Raw genomic sequence first — 17,200 nt, 5'->3', positions numbered from 1 at the left:
CAGATCTCCGCGAACAGTTGGCGGGGATCTGTCGTTTTGGCGGATCGGCCACGCAAGCGCAAGCCGCGCAGCCATCCGACGACTCGGCCCCGTTCGAGACCAGAACGTGACGAAGAGTTCTCTTGACGCGCGAGACATCCGATGTTTTGATTGCCTCGTTCGGTCGACGGAGACCGAACGGCAGGAGACACGAATGAGCCGCATCACCGGTCTGCACGTGCGCGACATCCGTTTCCCGACCTCTCGGGAGCACGACGGATCCGACGCCATGAACCCCGCGCCCGACTACTCCGCCGCGTACGTCGAGATCACGACCGACGCCCTGGACGGACACGTCGGCACGGGCTTCGTGTTCACGATCGGCCGCGGCAACGAGGTGCAGGAAGCCGCGATCGCCGCCCTGCGCGGGCACGTGGTCGGCGTCGACGCCGAAGCGGTCCTCGCCGACATGGGCGGCACCTGGCGCGCGATGGTCCACGACTCGCAGCTGCGCTGGCTCGGCCCGGAGAAAGGCGTCATGCACATGGCGATCGGCGCCGTGGTGAACGCGCTCTGGGACCTCCGAGCCAAGCGCGCGGGACAGCCGCTGTGGGCGCTGCTGGCGGACCTGAGCCCCGAGGAACTCGTCGAACTGGTGGACTTCCGGTACCTCACCGACGCGATCACCCCGGACGAGGCGCTCGAGCTGTTCCGGGCTGCCGAACCGCACCGTGCGACCCGTCGGGCCCGGCTCGAAGCGGAGGGCTACCAGGCGTACACGACGACCCCGGGCTGGCTCGGCTACGACGACGAGAAGCTCGCCCGGCTCTGCCGCGAGGCCGTCGACGAGGGCTTCGAGCAGATCAAGCTCAAGGTCGGCGGCGACCTCGACGAGGACGTCCGCCGGATGGGCATCGCCCGCGCCACGGTCGGACCCGACATCCGGATCGCGGTCGACGCCAACCAGCGGTGGGACGTCGACGAGGCCGTCACCTGGATCGAACGGCTGAGCCCGTTCGACCTCGCCTGGGTCGAGGAACCCACGAGCCCCGACGACGTCCTCGGGCACGCCGAGATCGCCCGGCGCATCGCCCCGATCCCGGTCGCGACCGGCGAGCACATGGCCAACCGGGTGATCGCGAAGCAGCTCATCCAGGCCGGGTCGATGTCGGTGCTGCAGATCGACGCCACCCGGGTCGCGGGGGTCAACGAGAACCTCGCGATCCTGCTGCTCGCCGCGAAGCACGGCGTCCGGGTGTGCCCGCACGCCGGCGGGGTCGGCCTGTGCGAAGCGGTGCAGCACCTGTCGATGTTCGACGCCGTCGCGCTGACCGGCGACCTCGACACCCGGTGCATCGAGTTCGTCGACCACCTGCACGAGCACTTCGTGACCCCGGTGGACGTCCACGACGGCCGCTACTGGCCGCCGACCGCTCCGGGAGCCGGCACCGAGATGCTCGCCGACTCCCTCGACGCCTACGCGTTCCCGGACGGCCCGGCCTGGGCCGTGGTCGACACGGAGACGGTCCCCGACGCGGTCCGCGTCGCCTGATCCCACCACCCCACACACCCCATCACCACGACGAAGTGGAGACTCCGATGCAACGACGACGCATCATCACCGGGCTCGCGGCAGCAGCTGCCGCGGCCCTCGTGCTCACCGGCTGTTCCTCCGGCAGCAGTGCCGGTGGAAGCCAGTCGAAGGACGCCCTGACCTGGTCCATGTGGATCGCCGGGAAGGAGGACAAGGCCGCCTGGCAGAAGGTCGCCGACACCGTGAAGAGCGAGGACGACATCACCCTGACGATCCAGGGCGCGCCGTTCGAGAACTACTTCACGAAGCTCAGCACGCAGTTGAGTGCAGGCGGCGCCCAGTGCGTCGTGAGCATGCAGTCGCTCCGCACCGCGAACTACACGTCGTCGCTGCTGCCGCTCGACGACCTCGCGAAGCAGGACGGCACCGACCTGTCCGCGTTCGACAGCACCGCGCTCGACGGCATGAAGGTCGACGGGAAGCTCTACGGCCTGCCCTACGACACCGGCCCCATCATGATGTTCTACAACAAGGACGTCTTCACGAAGGCGGGCGTGGCCGAGCCGAAGCCGGGGTGGACCGTCGACGACTTCGAGGCGGCGGGCGCCGCGCTCAAGGCGAAGGGCGTCACCATGTTCGGTTCGACGGTGGGCGACCTCAACCTCGAGTCCCTCGTCTACGGCTACAACGGTGGCCGGGTGATCACGTCCGACGGCGAGCTCGACGCGTCGAACGCGAAGTTCGCGGACGGCCTCGACTGGCTCTCGACACTGGTGAAGAAGGGCTACGCGACGCAGGCGTCGTCGGACGCGTCGACGCCGGGCAACGACTTCGCCGCCGGCAAGGTCGCGATGTACACCGACGGTCCGTGGTCGCTCATCAGCCAGAAGGCCAAGGTGAAGTTCGACCTCGGGGTCACGACGCTCCCCGCGGGGACGTCCGGTCCGTCGACCTTCGCCGCCGGCTCCGGCTTCGGTGTCTCGAAGCAGTGCAAGTACCCGGAGCAGGCGTTCAAGGCCGTCCAGACGATGACCAGCGAGAAGGTCCTGACCTCGCTCGCCGAAGCGGGACGAGCCTTCCCCGGCCGTACCGCTGCCCAGTCGGCGTGGTACTCGAGCGCCGGCATCGACGGCGCCGAGGCCGCGCTCAAGGCAGGGCTCGCGAAGTCCTCGCCGCTCCTCGGGAACAAGCAGAGCGACCAGCTCTCCCAGCTGTTCACGCAGTACGCGCTGCAGGCGGTGAACGGGCAGACCTCCGGCAAGGAGACGATGTCCTCCATCGCCGGCCAGCTCGGCACGCAGTGACCAGCTGAACCAGTGATCGGACGGGAGGCCCGTTGCGGCCCCGCCACGGGCCTCCCGTCCGATCCATCCCCTGTTCAGGACCGCGCGAACGACGAGGAGGTCGTCGCATGACCACCATCCAGGACCCACCGGCCGAAGCGGCCGTCCCCGCGGTCGCGACCGCGATCGCGGTCGGAGCCGCCACCCCGCGGCGGAAGGACGGCGAGGACACGAGCGCACTCGGGCGCCGCTCCTGGTGGGGCGCCGCGTTCGCGGCACCGCACTCGATCGGACTCGTCGTCTTCACGGCGTTCCCGATCGTCGCCTCACTCGTCGTCAGCTTCATGAACTGGCCGATGCTCGGCGAGCGCAGTTGGGCCGGCATCGAGAACTACGCCCGGCTCTTCGCCGACCCGGTCTTCCGCACCGTCGCCCTCAACACGGCGCTGTTCGTGGTGCTCTACGTGCCCCTCAACCTCGTCGTGTCGCTCGGGCTCGCCGCTTGGCTGACGCCGCGGATCGCCGGCCGGCACGTCTTCCGCGTCCTGTTCTTCATCCCGACCATCACGCCGATCGTCGCGAACGTCGTGGTGTGGCGGATGCTGTACCAGCCCGGTGGGGCGATCGACGCGTCACTGCAGTCCACCGTGGGCGTGCACGCGCCGAACTTCCTCGCCGACGAGCACTGGGCGATGCTCGCCATCGTCGCGATGAGCGTGTGGCAGGGCTTCGGCTACAACATGCTCATCTTCTCGGCGGCGCTCGACGCCGTACCGGAGAACCAGATCGAGGCCTCGCAGCTCGACGGCGCGAACGCCTGGCAGACCTTCTGGGCCATCAAGTTCCCGCTCATCTCGCCGTCCGTGTTCTTCGCGACGATGATGACGCTGATCACCTCGTTCCAGGTGTTCGTGCAGCCGTTCGTCCTCACCAAGGGCGGCCCGGGCACCGCGACGGAGACCCTCGTGCAGTACATCTACAACACCGGCTTCCAGAACCAGCAGCTCGGTCTGGCCTCGGCCGGCGCCTGGGTGCTGTTCGTCATCATCCTCGGGATCACGGCCGTCCAGTTCCTCGGGCAGAAGCGGTGGGTGCACTATGAGTGAAGCGGTCCGCGGGCACGTCGGTGCCACCACGTCGAACCGGACGGTCAACCCCCGTGCCGTCGCCAGGACGAAGTCCGCGCCACGACCGGGGCGGGTCCGGCACGCGATCGGGTACGCCCTGCTCTGCCTCGTCACGCTCCTGTTCGTCTCGCCGCTCATCTACATGGTCGCGACGAGCCTCAAGCCCGCCGACCAGGTGTTCACCACCCCGCCGACGCTCTGGGGTCGCTCGCTCGAGTGGGACAACTACGTGCAGGCGTTCACCTACCTGCCGTTCGCCCGCTTCATCCTCAACGGGGTGTTCGTCGCGGCGGTCGGGACGGCGATCAACGTCGCCGTGGCCGTGCTCTCCGGGTACGCGTTCTCACGGTTGCGCTGGCGCGGCCGGAACACGGTGTTCCTGCTGTTCCTCGTCACGCTGATGATCCCGCAGGACGTCCTCGTCATCCCGATGTACGTGATGATGCAGGGCTTCGGCTGGGTCGACACGTTCCAGGCACTCATCATCCCGTGGGCGTTCACGGCCCTCGGCGCGTTCCTGGTCCGGCAGTTCTTCCTGACCGTGCCGCAGGAACTCGACGACGCCGCCCGGGTCGACGGGGCTGGCGCGATCCGGACCTTCTTCTCGGTGATGATGCCGCTCGCCCGACCGACCATGGCCGTCCTCGCGGTGTTCTCGTTCATCTCGTACTGGAACTCGTTCCTCTGGCCCCTCGTCATCGTCAACGACGTCGAGGCCCGGGGCACCATCCCACTCGGCCTGCAGCAGTTCTTCGGCCAGCAGGGCTCCGAGTGGAACCTCGTGATGGCGGCGTCGGTGATCTCGATGCTGCCCACCGTGATCCTGCTCGTCCTGCTGCAGAAGCACCTCGTCAAGGGCATCGTCACCAGCGGCCTCGGCGGCCGGTGACACCCCTCCCCCCTCTGAAAGGAACACTGGCCTCATGACCATCACCGCACCTGCAGAGCCGCAGACCGCGACCGACGCGAGCGGCCTGCCCGCCTGGTTCACCCACGACCGGTTCGGCATGTTCATCCACTGGGGGCTGTACGCCCTGCCGGCACGGCACGAGTGGGTGAAGAACCGCGAACGGATCACCGACGCCGACTACCAGAAGTACTTCGACCACTTCGACCCCGACCTGTTCGACGCCGCCGACTGGGCCCGCCGTGCTCGCGAAGCCGGCATGAAGTACGTCGTGCTCACCACGAAGCACCACGAGGGCTTCTGCCTCTGGGACAGCAAGCTCACCGACTACAAGTCCACGAACACCCCGTTCGGCCGCGACATCGTGCGCGAGTTCGTCGACGCCGTCCGGGCCGAGGGACTGCGGGTCGGCTTCTACCACTCGCTCATCGACTGGCACCACCCGGACTTCACCGTCGACGGCGTGCACCCGAGGCGCGACGACTCGCCCGAGGAGATCGAGGCGTTCAACCAGGGCCGCGACATGTCGCGCTACCGGGAGTACCTGCACGGGCAGGTCGAGGAACTGCTCACCGACTACGGGCAGGTCGACTACCTGTTCTACGACTTCTCGTACCGGGACAACGACCACGAGGACATCTGGGGCGGCAAGGGTCGCGACGACTGGGGATCCTCGGAGCTGCTCGAACTGACCAGACGGCTCCAGCCCGGCATCATCGTCAACGACCGGCTCGACCTGCCGGGCGACATCGTCACCCCGGAGCAGTACCAGCCGGACAAGCCGATGGAGGTCGACGGCGCCCAGGTGCCGTGGGAGGCCTGCCAGACGCTCAACGGATCGTGGGGCTACGACCGCGACAACGTGAACCTCAAGCCCGTCGACCTGCTCGTCCGCATGCTCGTCGACGGCGTCTCGAACAACGGGAACATGCTGCTCAACATCGGCCCCACCGGCCGTGGCGAGTTCGACGGGGTCTCGCGCCAGACCCTCGACGGCATCGGGACGTGGATGCACCAGCATGCCCGGTCCGTCTACGGCGCCGGACCGTCGTCGTTCGTCGCGCCGCGCAACACCGTGTACACGCAGAACGGCAACCGCCTGTACCTGCACCTGTTCGCGTGGCCGTTCGAGCACGTGCACCTGCCCGACCTGGCCGGACGCGTCGCCTACGCCCAGCTGCTCAACGACGCGTCGGAGCTGCACTTCCGCGAGATCCCGCCCGGGACCCGCGCGCAGAACACCGGGCTCGGCGGGCAGCCGGCGGGGACGCTGACGCTCACGCTGCCGATCGTGCGACCCGACGTCGCCGTGCCGGTGGTCGAGCTGTTCCTGCGCGACTGATGCAGCGCATCCTGTCGAGGACCCGACTGCGCAGCGGGACGGAGGCGGAGTACGAGCGCGTGCACGCCGCCGTCCCGCCCGCGCTCGTCGACCGACTCCGGGCAGCCGGGGTGTCGAACTGGAGCATCTGGCGCGACGGCCAGGACCTGGTCCACCTCATCGAGGTGTCCGACTACCGGGCGATGCGACGCTCACTGGCGGACGACCCGGTCAACGCCGAGTGGCAGGAGACCATCAACCCGCTGCTCGAAGCCGACGACGACTACTCGGGGAACGACGACGGGATCCCGCTCGTCTGGACCCTGGAAGGACAGGGATGACCGACCTCGACCGCGGTCCGTTCTGGTTCGGCGGCGCCGGCATCGGGAACCTGCTGCGCCCGGTGTCCGACGACGACGCCCGTGCCACCGTCGACGCGGCGTGGGACGCCGGCGTGCGCGGGTTCGACACCGCGCCGCACTACGGCCTCGGGCTGTCGGAGCGGCGGCTCGGGGCGGCGCTCGCCGACCGTCCGCGTGACGCGTTCCTGGTGTCGACGAAGGTCGGGCGGCTGCTCGTCCCCGGGCGTGGCGACGGGGACGACCTGGCCTCCGGCGGGTTCGCGGTGCCGAACGACACCGTGCGGCAGTGGGACCCCTCACCGTCGGGTGTTCGGCGGTCGATGGACGAGTCGCTCGGACGGCTCGGGCTCGACCACGTCGACGTCGCGTACCTGCACGACCCCGACGTCTACTCGCTCGAGGACGGCCTGACGCAGGCGCTGCCGACGCTCGCCGAGCTGCGGGACGACGGCGTGGTCCGAGCCGTCGGCGTCGGGTCGAACTCGGTCGAGGCCCTCGACGCCGCGGTGTCCACCGGGCTGTGCGACGTGGTCATGCTCGCGGGCCGCTACACGCTCCTGGAGCAGCCGGCGGCGGAGCTCGTCGCCCGGTGCGCCGCGCTCGGCGTCGCGGTCGTCGCGGTCGGGGTCTACAACTCGGGACTGCTCGGGCGGGACCGGCCGGACGCCACGGCGACCTACGACTACGCGACGGCACCGGCGGCACTCGTCGCGCGGGCGAACGCGATCGCCGACGTCTGCGAGCGGCACGGGGTCACGCTGCCCGAGGCGGCGCTGGCGTTCCCGCGGCGTGCTGCTGCGGTCGCCGCGATCGCCCTCGGCGTGCAGTCCGCCGAGCAGGTGCGCTCCAACGTCGAGCGGGTGGCGGCCGTGGTGCCGGAAGCTCTGTGGGACGACCTCCGCGCCGCGGGCCTGCTCACCGCCTGAGCCCCGCACAACCAAAATCACCCCGAACCGCACGGATGCGCGGTTCGGGGTGACTTTGGTTGCGCAGCGAGTCGTGCCCGCCGAGACCTGCCTAGCGGGTCTTGGCGCTGCGACCCGAGAAGCGGATGTAGATGATCAGCACGATGATGGCGCCGATGATCGAACCGATGATGCCGGCCGGCTGGAAGAAGCCGTCCATCGGGTCGTGCTGGAAGATCAGGAACCCGAGGAACCCGCCCACGAACGAGCCGATGATGCCCAGCAGGATGGTCATGGGGATCGAGATGTGCTGCTTGCCGGGGACGACGAGCCGGGCGATGGCGCCGGCGATGAGTCCGACGATGATCAAGCTGATGATGAGACCGAGCACGGTTTCCTCCTCGTGGGTGCGGTTGCCGCGGCATGGTTGCCGGAGTCAGGGCCGACGACCGACACAACACCCACCCGGCTGCACGCGTTCTCGGGTTCAGTCGAGGGAGCGCCGCAACCAGCGCTCGACGCCCTCGACGTGCGACACCACCAGGGCCTGCACGAGCTGCGGATCGCGCCGTCGGATGGCGTCCACGATCGCGGCGTGCTCGTCGAGCGTGCGCTGCACGGAGCCGTTCTGCGTCAGCCCTCGCCAGACCCGCACCCGCACGGTCTTGCTCGACAGGGCGTCGAGCAGCCCGGACAGGTACTGGTTGCCGCCGATGCCCGCGATCGTCGAGTGGAACAGCAGGTCGTGCGCGACGAGGTCCTCGACACCGGTGTCCTCGCCGACGGACTGCATCAGCGTGGCGAGCTCGTCGATCTGCTGCTCCGAGGCCCGCGCGGTCGCCAGGACGGCGGACGCGGGCTCGAGGATGCGGCGGACCTCGAGCAGGTCGACGAGGGACCGGTCGTGGTGCATGTCGACGACGAACGACACGGCCTCGAGCAGCACGCCGGGTTCCAGCGACGTCACGTAGGTGCCGTCGCCACGGCGGACGTCGAGCACGCGGATGAGCTCGAGGGCCTTCACCGCCTCGCGCAGGCTGTTCCGGGACAGGCCGAGCGACTCGCTCAGTTCCTTCTCGGGCGGGAGGCGCTGCCCGGGTTGGAGCTCACCGCTCACGATCATCTGCTGGATGCGTGCGATCGCATCGTCGGTCAGTGACGCCACGTCACCACCTCCTGATCCCGGCCCGCTCGCGGACGCGAGCCGACAGGTCGACGATAGCCGGGCCTCCCGGTCGTCACGGCCGGACCATCAGGCGGGCCGCAGCCGGAGGGCCTGCATCCCGCCGTCGACGGCCAGGTCGACGCCCGTCGTGGACCGGGCGAGCGGGCTCGTCAGGTAGGCGACCGCCTCGGCGACCTCCTCCGCCTGCACGAGCCGACCGTGCGGCTGCCGGGCCTCGAGGGCAGCGCGTTCGGCGGCCGGGTCGCCCGCGGCGGACAGCAACCGCGCGACCCACGGAGTGTCGGCCGTACCGGGATTGACGGCGTTGACGCGGATGCCCTCGCGGATGTGGTCGGCGGCCATCGCGCGGGTCAGGGCGGCGATCGCTCCCTTGGTCGCCGAGTAGAGCGCCCGCTGGGGCAGCCCGGCGGTGGCGGCGATCGAGCAGGTGTTCACGATGCTCGCGTTGCCCGATGCCCGCAGGTGGGGGAGCGCAGCGCGCGACAGCCGGACGGCGCCGAGGACGTTGACCTCGTACACGCGGCGCCACTCGTCGTCGCCGTTGTCCTCGACCGTGCCCTGGGCGCCGATGCCGGCGTTGTTGACCAGGACGTCGAGGCCGCCGAGCTGCTCGACGGCGGTGGCGACGGCGGTGCGGACCGAGGCGTCGTCGCTGACGTCGCACGTGATGGAGAGGAACCCCTCGGCGGTCGACGGCTGGATGTCGAGCACGGCGACCGTGGCACCGCGGTCCTGCAGGGCGGCGGCGATCGCCGCGCCGATGCCGGACGCGCCACCGGTGACGATGGCCCGGACGCCGTCGTGGCTGGCAGCGCTGCGAGCGCCGCCGGTGCTGCCGATGCTGCCGGCGCTGCCGGTTGCGTCCGCCATCAGGCTGCTCCGACCGTCTGGCGCTGCGAGCCGAGCCCGTCGGCGGTGAGCTCGACGACGTCGCCGGGCTGCAGGTAGGGCGCGTGTCCGGCCAGCGCGACGCCCGCCGGGGTCCCCGTGCTGATGACGTCGCCGGGGTACAGCACCATGAACTGTGACAGGTACCGGACGATCTCCACAGGACGGAAGATCATGTCGGCGGTGGTGCCGTCCTGCCGGACCTCGCCGTTGACGGTCAGCCGGAGCGCGAGTGCCGCGGGGTCGAGGCCGGCGGCGGTGAGCGACCCGGGCGTCACCAGCCACGGTCCGAGCGGGTTGAAGGTCTCGCAGGACTTCCCCTTGTCCCACTGCCCGCCGCGTTCGAGCTGGAACTCCCGCTCGGACACGTCGTTCGCGATGGCGTAGCCGGCGATGGAGGCCTCGGCGTCCGCATCGGTCTCGCAGTACCGAGCCGTGCGGCCGATGACGATCGCGAGCTCGATCTCCCAGTCGGTCTTCGTGCTGTTCCGGGGGATCAGGACCTCGTCGTCGGGGCCGATCACCGTCATCGGGTCCTTCATGAACACGATCGGTTCGGTGGGGATGTCGGCGCCGGTCTCGGCGGCGTGGTCGCGGTAGTTCAGGCCGATGCAGACGACCTTGCCGGGGCGGGCGATCGGTGCCCCGCGCCGCATGCCGTCGGCCCGGTCCCGGCCGATGATCGTCAGGTCGCCGGCGCTGCGGGCGTGGTCGACGCGGCCGACCGGGTCCGAGGCCAGGAAGGACCCGCTGATGTCACTGGTGATCGAGCGGAGGTCGAAGACCTCGCCGTCGGTGTCGATGGCCACGGGGATCTCGCTCCCCGCCGGGCCGAGTCGTGCGAACTGCATCGTTCCTCGCTCTCCGGCTGCGCCAGTGCAGCCAGAAACATCCTATGTCTGCGTGGTCCTCGGGACAAGGTAGATGCGCTCCGCGGTTCCGCCGAAGACGGCGTCGTGCTCGGTCGTCGACAGGTCGGCGAGTGCGTCCGTCGTCCGCTGCACGACCGCCGCGTACCCGGTCGCCAGGGTCGACACCGGCCAGTCCGAGCCGAACAACGACCGCTCGGGGCCGAACTGCTCCACGACCTCACGGACGTACCGGTCGACCGGGCGGTCGCGCCAGTCCGGTCCGGCCTCGGTGAGCAAGCCGGAGACCTTGCACGTGACGTTCGGGCGTGCAGCGAAGTCGGCCATCCGTCCGTGCCAGGCCGGGTCACCCGTGTCGATCGATGGTTTGCCGGCGTGGTCCAGCACGAACGATGCGTCGGGGACGGCGTCGACCAGGGCCAGCGCGGCCGAGTGCTCTCGGGCGCGGACGAGCAAGTCGAACACCAGGCCGCCACCGGCGAGGACTCGCACCCCGCGGGCGACGTCGGGGCGGCCGAGCCAGCCGGGGTCCGGTTCGTCCTGTGCCAGGTGCCGGATGCCGACGAGGCGATCACCGCCGGGGAGCGCACGGACGGCGGCGATCCGGTCCGCCACGTCCGGCGCGGTCAGGTCCACCCAGCCGACGACGCCCGCGACCGGTCGGGGCTGCTCGAGGAGCCAGGCCGTCTCGTCGGGATCGTGCACGGCCTGCACGACGATGGTCCGCGTCACGCCGGTGTCCTGCGTCGCTGCGCGGAGGTCGTCCACGTCGAACCGGCGGCGGATCGGGGCGACGGAGTCGTCCATCCAGGGGTACGGCCGGTCGGCGGGGTCCCAGAGGTGGTGGTGAGCGTCGATGATCACGCCCTCATGATGCCCGATTCATCCGATGTCCGCCCGGGTGTGCCGGCCGACGACTTTTCGCGCCCAGCGACACGTCACGGGCGCCTGTCGGCGTGACGTGTCGCTGGGCGCGAAAGTCCGCGGCTCAGAGGGCGCCGGAGGCCTCGAGCTCGGCGCGCAGCTCGGCGTCCGACGGCTCGACGAAGTGCTTGCCGTTCGGCAGCACCACGACGGGGATGTTCTTCCGCCCGCTGATCGCTTCGGCACGGTCGGCCGCCGACAGGTCCTGCTCGACGTCGACGTACTCGTAGTCGACGCCGAGGGTGTCGAGCAGCGCCTTGGACCGGCGGCAGTCGCGGCACCAGTCCGCACCGAACATCGTCACCTTGTCGAACACTTCGGTCGTGGATGCATCGCTCATGCCCAGAGAGTACGTCGGCGGGGCCCCGCGCATTCCCTACGATTGGGGCATGCCGCCAGGACCCGACCCCGAGACGCGATCCTGGGCGTCGGCGGCCGTCCGACGCTTCGCCGCGGTCACGAACCTGCTCGTCGCAGCCCGTCGGTTCCGCATCGTCGGTGGCGACCCCCGCGACGCGTCGGCGCTGCACGGCCTGCTGACCGGCCTCGGTGCACGCCCGGCCGCGGACCACGAGCCGATCGACCAGCTCTGGTGCCTCGGTTCCCCCGAGGACTCCACCCCCGTCATCGAGCGCGAGGCCGACCGCCCCCGCGGCGCCACGCTCATCGTGATCGACGCCGGCTGGCACCTGCCCGCGGTCGACGAGGACGCCTTCGGCCCCGTCGTCACCGCCCGCCCGGGCGTGCTCGGCGTCCCGATGCTCTCCGACGACGTCTTCCTGGTCTCCACCGGCCGCGACCCCGAGGACGACCCGGCCGCCGACGCCCGGCTGCGCTGGGCGCGACGCTCGATGCCCGTCTCGCGCGCGGTCGCCGCCGAACTCCGCGACGGTGGACTGCTCCGCGGCACCCGCATCGGCGTCGCGATGTTCCTCGAGCCGAAGACGGCGGTGCTGAGCCTGCTCCTCCGCGACGCCGGTGCGGAGGTCGTCGTCTACGCGCACGCCGACGAGACCGACGACGCCGTGGCCGCGTCGCTCCGGGCAGCGGGGCTCACGGTGCACGCGAGCAGCGCGGCCTCGCTGCCGGAGCAGAAGGCGCTCGCCCTCGCGATGCTCGACACCCGGCCGCACATCCTGCTCGACGACGGTTCCCACGTCATCCGGCTCGCCCACCAGGAGCGTCCGGACCTGCTGCCGACGATGCTCGGCGCGGCCGAGGAGACCACGAGTGGCCTCCGACCCCTGCGCGTGATGGCGTCGCGGGGCGAGCTCGGCATCCCCGTGGTCGCCGTCAACGACGCCCGCACCAAGACGTTCTTCGACAACCGGTACGGCACCGGGCAGTCGACGGTGTTCGCGATGCTCGACCTGGTCGACGGGCTCCCGTCCGGTACACACCGAGCGATCTCGGGAGGCGCGGCGGTCGTCGCCGGGTTCGGGCACGTCGGCGAGGGGGTCGCGTTGGTGCTCTCCGCCCTCGGGTTCCGGGTCACGGTCGCCGAGACCGACCCGGTGCGCGCCCTGCAGGCGCTGTTCGCCGGCCACGCCGTCGCGCCGCTCGCCGAGGCCGTGCAGGACGCGGACCTCGTAGTGAGCGCCACCGGGGTGGCCGACACCATCGACCTGCGCGTGCTGCGCTCGTGCGCGGACGGGGCCGTCGTCGCCGTCGCGGGTGGGGTCGACCACGAGGTCGCGCTCGACGACGCCCGCGCCGCCGGAGCCGGACTGCGGCCGGTGGGTCCGAAGGCCGAGCGCCTCGTGTTCCCCGACGCCGAGGGCGGACCGATCGTGCTCGACCGCGGCGGCTGCATCAACATCACCGCGGCCGAGGGCAACCCGATCGAGATCATGGACCTGTCCTTCGCCGCGCAGCTCGGGGCCGTCCGCATGCTGCTGGAGCGCGGCGACGAACTGGAGCGAGCCGTCGTGCCCATCGATCCCGCGGTCGACGACGCGACCGCCCGCGTGGCGCTCGCCGCGTTCGGAGCGCGCCCCGTTCCTCCCGGCCTTCCCCCTGAACACCTTGCGGACCGCGAGCCGGACGTCCGGACGCGTCGTTTCGGAGACCCCGCATGAGCGCTGCGCACCCGAGCGACTCGCACCCGAGCACCGCGCGCCCGACCGCCGCGCACCCTCGTGCCGACCACTCCGTCGTCGTGCACTCGGCGCGCGTCGTCGTGCCGATGACCGCGCCCCCGATCGCCGACGGCGCGGTCGCCGTGCAGGACGGCCGCATCCTGCACGTCGGTGACCGGTCCTGGGTCGTCGACCAGCTCACCGGCTCGGGTGCGACGTTCACCGAACGGCAGTGGCGCGGAGCCCTCCTGCCGGGCCTCGTCAACGCGCACTCGCACCTGCAGTACACCGGCATGGCCAGTGTCGGCCGAGGCCAGTACGACGGTTTCGAGGACTGGGCGTCCGCGTTCAACCAGGACTACGCCGAACCGCACGACTGGCGGGCCGAAGCAGCCGCTGGTGCCGCCGCCTCGATCCGCGCGGGCGTGACGAGCATCGCGGACATCGTCACCGACATCGAGGCCTCCACCGCGCTCGAGGACGCCGGGCTCGGCGGCATCGCCTACTGGGAGGTGATGGACTGGGAGAACGATGCCTGGCAGTCGCACGGCCGCGACCAGGTGCTCGACGAACTCGCCCGAATCCCGACCACCCCCGGCGCTGGCCTCTCGCCGCATGCGCCGTACTCGCTCGAGGTCGCGCCTCTCCTCGAACTCCCCGACATCGTCCGGCAGCGTGGGCTCCGCCTGCACCTGCACCTCGGCGAGGCCGCCTTCGAGGGTGAGCGCATCGCCCTCGGACCGGTCCCCGGACTCGACGGCGTCGACGGCGTCGGCCACGGCAACGACTGGCACCTGGCGAACGTGCCCTCGTTCCGGGCGCTCCGGGCACTCGGGTTCGGGGCGAGCGCCACCGCGTTCGTCGACCGGCTCGGGGTGCTCGGCCCGGACTGCCACATCGCGCACGGCGTGTACATGACCGCTGCCGACCGGGCGCTCCTGCGCGCTCGCGGCACCGCAGTCGCACTGTGCCCGCGGTCGAACGCCGTCATCGGCCTCGACCCGCCTCCCGTCGCCGACTACCTGCGCGAGGGCAGCCCGATCGCCATCGGCACCGACTCGCTGTCGTCGTCACCGTCCCTCGACCTGATGGCCGACGTCACGGCGTTGCACCGGATCGCCCGTGCCCAGGGCTACGGGCACCGGGACCTGCACGAGCGGCTCCTGTCTGCGGCGACGCTCGGTGGTGCGCACGCCATGGGACTCGCCGTCGGCCCGGACCGCATCGGCCACCTCGCCGTGGGCGCCCGCGCCGACCTGGCCGTCTTCGACGTCGACGCCCGGACCGTGCCCGACGCACTCGCCGAGCTCGTCGAGGACGGTGCCGGGCGTGCGTCCGCGACCGTCATCCGTGGGGTCGTCCGCGCCGTCGACGGAGCACTGACCGGCGTGCCCGCGTCATCGCCCGACCGCCCTGCCCGCCCTGTCATCCCTGTGGAGGAATCATGACCGAGACCGCACCCCGCCCCGGCATGGCCGCCCGTCGCACCGTCGACGGCGAACTGATCGAGTGGCTCGACGTGCCGAAGCGCGCCATCGCCCTCGGCATGGAGCCGCACCCCGAAGGTGGTTGGTACGTCCGCACCTGGACCTCGCCGGCCACGGTGACGACGCCCGCGGGGGACCGCCCCGCCGCGACCCTGATCCACTTCCTGCTGCCCACGGGCGAGGCCTCGGCCTGGCACCGGGTGACGAGCGACGAGATCTGGATGTGGCACGGTCCGGACACCGTCGAGCTCGAACTCGGCGGCTCCGGCGATGCTCCCGAGCCCGGTGCGCGGATCACCCTCGGGCCCGATGCCGGCCGCGACCGGGTGAACGACGCACAGGCGTTCGTGCGCGGCGGCGTGTGGCAGCGGACGATCCCGAACGACGGCGAGGTCCTGCTGAGCTGCCTGGTGTCGCCGGGCTTCTCGTTCGAGGACTTCACGATGGCCGACTGACGTACCACATTGGTATGTTGGTCGGATGGAGTCCGGTCGCGTTCCCGCCCTCGCCCGTGCGGCGCTCGACGCTCCGTTCGAGTTCGAGTTCGCGTACGTGGACGAGACCGGTGACAAGGGGGATCCGGCTGTGTCCCCGGGCGCGACGCGCACCTACACGCTGGGATGCGTGCTCGTCCCTGGCGGTGACTGGACCGATCGTCTCGACTGGCTGACGGGGGTCCGTCGCGAGATCCGGGACACGTACGGCGTCCTCCTCCGCCATGAGCTCAAGGCGAACGTGCTCCTGCGCGGGCGAGGGGACCTCCGCCACCTCGGGCTCGGTGACGGCCAGCGTCGCGACGTGTTCCGCAGATCGCTCGGTGCGCTGAGCGTCGTGGCCTCCGGGGTCTTCGCCATCGTCATCGACAAGGAAGCCCGGCCGATGGACTACCGGCCCGAGGACCGGGCTTGGACCTACCTACTCCAGCGTCTCCGGATCCGGTCCGAGCAATCCGGCAAGCCGATCATCCTCGTGCACGACGCGGGCGACGACGCGACGGTCCGCGCGATCCGCGGGCGCTTCCGGCGGCACAGCTTCGCACCAGGGGGTTCTCGTGTCAGCGCGCCGCTGCTCGTCGAGGATCCGGTCCCTCGTGACTCGGCGTCGTCCTACTTCGTCCAGGCGGCCGACCTGGTCGCGTACGCGGGGTTCCGGCGGTTCCAGTCGCCTGGCCCGAAGAGCGGCAGCGTCTGCGACGAGACGATGTGGGACGAGCTGCGGCCCGTCTGGCGCACCGAGGTGACGAACGCTCGGCGCGACGCCATCGTCGTCTGGCCGTGATCGCGTTCGGGAGCGTTCCGAGAACAGAAAGGGGGCGCCCCGTGCTGGGACGCCCCTTGATCTCAGACCTCAGCCGAGCATGCGCTCGGTTCAGCCCGCGTCGCCAGATTACCAGCCAGACGTCGACCCGTCGACTGGTGTGTGACACGAGACCGGGTCACGAGGAGCGCCCGGAGTCGCGTTGGTATCCCACCGCGAAGTACACTTCGACCTGCCCCCACCCCCCCCCCTCGCACGAAGGCCCGACCGTGACCCGATCCCTCCGCCTCACCCTCGCCGTCGCAACAGCCGCGGTCGCCGCCCTCGCCCTGACGTCGTGCGCCGCCGGCAGCGGCAGCAACGAAGACGGCACCGTCACCGACGGCAAGCTGACGGTCGCCACCGGTGAGCCGGCGTACTCGCCGTGGATCGAGGACAACAAGCCGGAGTCCGGCAAGGGCTTCGAGTCCGCCGTCGCCTACGCGGTCGCGAAGGAGATGGGCTACAGCAAGTCCGACGTCGTGTGGAAGCGCAGCACCTTCGACAGTGCGATCGCACCGGGCCCGAAGGACTGGGATCTCAACGTCCAGCAGTTCTCGATCGACGCGAAGCGCAAGAAGGCCGTCGACATGTCGAGCGCGTACTACACGACCACGCAGGCCGTGGTGACGACCAGCACCTCGAAGGCCGTCGACGACACGAGCATCGCCGCGCTCAAGAAGGACGCCATCGGCGTCGCCACCGGGTCCACGTCGATCGCCAGCGTGAAGGGCGTGCTCGGGATCACCCCGCAGGTCTTCAACTCGAACGATGACGCCGTGCTCGCACTGAAGTCGGGCCAGATCGACGCGATCGTCACCGACCTGCCGACGGCGTTCTACATGGCCGCGGCGCAGCTCGACGACGGCACGGTGTCGGCGCAGTTCCCGTCCGACGGCAAGGGCGACCAGTTCGGTTTCGTCCTGCCGAAGGGCTCGGAGCTCACGAGCAAGGTGGACAAGGCGCTCAAGTCGCTGACGGACGACGGCACGCTCGAGGACCTGCAGACCAAGTGGCTCTCCTCGGAGACCAACACCCCGGTCCTGAGGTAACC

Annotated in this window: 18 protein-coding genes; 12 read left to right on the top strand and 6 right to left on the bottom strand. The window is 70.6% G+C overall.

Annotated elements, in window-relative coordinates; translation table 11 throughout:
* Positions 1 to 193: 193 nt before the first annotated feature.
* The 7 genes from EDF28_RS00570 (at position 194) to EDF28_RS00540 (ending at position 7,439) form a co-directional block, all read left to right on the top strand.
* Complete coding sequence (locus tag EDF28_RS00570; protein ID WP_123936830.1) at positions 194 to 1,531, top strand: enolase C-terminal domain-like protein; 1,338 nt, start codon at positions 194 to 196, stop codon at positions 1,529 to 1,531.
* Between the two features lie 47 nt (positions 1,532 to 1,578).
* A complete protein-coding gene (locus tag EDF28_RS00565; RefSeq protein WP_260154450.1) occupies positions 1,579 to 2,817 on the top strand; it encodes a sugar ABC transporter substrate-binding protein in 1,239 nt (412 codons plus the stop codon).
* Positions 2,818 to 2,924: 107 nt separating this feature from the next.
* Positions 2,925 to 3,902 (top strand): carbohydrate ABC transporter permease, encoded by a 978-nt coding sequence (locus tag EDF28_RS00560; protein WP_123936828.1) that lies wholly within the window; start codon positions 2,925 to 2,927, stop codon positions 3,900 to 3,902.
* Positions 3,895 to 4,812 (top strand): carbohydrate ABC transporter permease, encoded by a 918-nt coding sequence (locus EDF28_RS00555; RefSeq protein WP_123936827.1) that lies wholly within the window; start codon positions 3,895 to 3,897, stop codon positions 4,810 to 4,812. Before EDF28_RS00560 ends, EDF28_RS00555 begins: the two co-directional genes overlap by 8 nt.
* A 34-nt stretch (positions 4,813 to 4,846) precedes the next feature.
* On the top strand, positions 4,847 to 6,172 hold the full coding sequence (locus EDF28_RS00550) for an alpha-L-fucosidase (RefSeq protein ID WP_111086327.1): 1,326 nt from the start codon (positions 4,847 to 4,849) through the stop codon (positions 6,170 to 6,172).
* Positions 6,172 to 6,492, top strand: coding sequence for an L-rhamnose mutarotase (locus EDF28_RS00545; RefSeq protein WP_123293339.1), 321 nt, complete (start codon positions 6,172 to 6,174; stop codon positions 6,490 to 6,492). The genes EDF28_RS00550 and EDF28_RS00545 overlap by 1 nt, the downstream gene beginning before the upstream one ends.
* Positions 6,489 to 7,439 carry an aldo/keto reductase gene (locus tag EDF28_RS00540; RefSeq protein WP_123936826.1) on the top strand — a complete coding sequence of 317 codons (951 nt, stop codon included), beginning with the start codon at positions 6,489 to 6,491 and terminating at the stop codon, positions 7,437 to 7,439. Before EDF28_RS00545 ends, EDF28_RS00540 begins: the two co-directional genes overlap by 4 nt.
* Positions 7,440 to 7,530: 91 nt before the next feature.
* Here EDF28_RS00540 and EDF28_RS00535 read toward each other — a convergent pair whose 3' ends face one another.
* The 6 genes from EDF28_RS00535 to EDF28_RS00510 form a co-directional block, all read right to left on the bottom strand.
* Positions 7,531 to 7,809, bottom strand: coding sequence for a GlsB/YeaQ/YmgE family stress response membrane protein (locus tag EDF28_RS00535; RefSeq protein ID WP_123936825.1), 279 nt, complete (start codon positions 7,807 to 7,809; stop codon positions 7,531 to 7,533).
* A gap of 96 nt (positions 7,810 to 7,905) precedes the next feature.
* Positions 7,906 to 8,583, bottom strand: coding sequence for a FadR/GntR family transcriptional regulator (locus tag EDF28_RS00530; protein WP_111086323.1), 678 nt, complete (start codon positions 8,581 to 8,583; stop codon positions 7,906 to 7,908).
* An 87-nt stretch (positions 8,584 to 8,670) separates the two neighbouring features.
* Entirely contained in the window at positions 8,671 to 9,474 is an 804-nt protein-coding gene (locus EDF28_RS00525) for an SDR family NAD(P)-dependent oxidoreductase (RefSeq protein ID WP_123936824.1), read from the bottom strand.
* Positions 9,474 to 10,343 (bottom strand): fumarylacetoacetate hydrolase family protein, encoded by an 870-nt coding sequence (locus tag EDF28_RS00520; RefSeq protein WP_123293343.1) that lies wholly within the window; start codon positions 10,341 to 10,343, stop codon positions 9,474 to 9,476. Before EDF28_RS00520 ends, EDF28_RS00525 begins: the two co-directional genes overlap by 1 nt.
* 42 nt (positions 10,344 to 10,385) lie before the next feature.
* Positions 10,386 to 11,225, bottom strand: coding sequence for an amidohydrolase (locus tag EDF28_RS00515; protein WP_123936823.1), 840 nt, complete (start codon positions 11,223 to 11,225; stop codon positions 10,386 to 10,388).
* Positions 11,226 to 11,349: 124 nt separating this feature from the next.
* Complete coding sequence (locus EDF28_RS00510) at positions 11,350 to 11,625, bottom strand: glutaredoxin domain-containing protein (protein WP_123936822.1); 276 nt, start codon at positions 11,623 to 11,625, stop codon at positions 11,350 to 11,352.
* A gap of 49 nt (positions 11,626 to 11,674) precedes the next feature.
* Here EDF28_RS00510 and EDF28_RS00505 point away from each other — a divergent pair, with 49 nt between their 5' ends.
* From EDF28_RS00505 to EDF28_RS00485, 5 genes are all read left to right on the top strand, one after another.
* Entirely contained in the window at positions 11,675 to 13,363 is a 1,689-nt protein-coding gene (locus EDF28_RS00505) for an adenosylhomocysteinase (protein WP_185094104.1), read from the top strand.
* On the top strand, positions 13,360 to 14,811 hold the full coding sequence (locus tag EDF28_RS00500; RefSeq protein WP_311394730.1) for an amidohydrolase family protein: 1,452 nt from the start codon (positions 13,360 to 13,362) through the stop codon (positions 14,809 to 14,811). Before EDF28_RS00505 ends, EDF28_RS00500 begins: the two co-directional genes overlap by 4 nt.
* On the top strand, positions 14,808 to 15,305 hold the full coding sequence (locus tag EDF28_RS00495) for a cupin domain-containing protein (RefSeq protein ID WP_260154449.1): 498 nt from the start codon (positions 14,808 to 14,810) through the stop codon (positions 15,303 to 15,305). The genes EDF28_RS00500 and EDF28_RS00495 overlap by 4 nt, the downstream gene beginning before the upstream one ends.
* Before the next feature lie 25 nt (positions 15,306 to 15,330).
* Entirely contained in the window at positions 15,331 to 16,128 is a 798-nt protein-coding gene (locus EDF28_RS00490; RefSeq protein ID WP_123936820.1) for a DUF3800 domain-containing protein, read from the top strand.
* A 248-nt stretch (positions 16,129 to 16,376) separates the two neighbouring features.
* Positions 16,377 to 17,198 carry an ABC transporter substrate-binding protein gene (locus EDF28_RS00485; protein ID WP_123936819.1) on the top strand — a complete coding sequence of 274 codons (822 nt, stop codon included), beginning with the start codon at positions 16,377 to 16,379 and terminating at the stop codon, positions 17,196 to 17,198.
* Positions 17,199 to 17,200: the final 2 nt, after the last annotated feature.

The sequence above is a fragment of the Curtobacterium sp. PhB137 genome, from assembly GCF_003814955.1.
Taxonomy (GTDB): domain Bacteria; phylum Actinomycetota; class Actinomycetes; order Actinomycetales; family Microbacteriaceae; genus Curtobacterium.
This window is presented reverse-complemented; position numbering and strand designations above follow the sequence as displayed.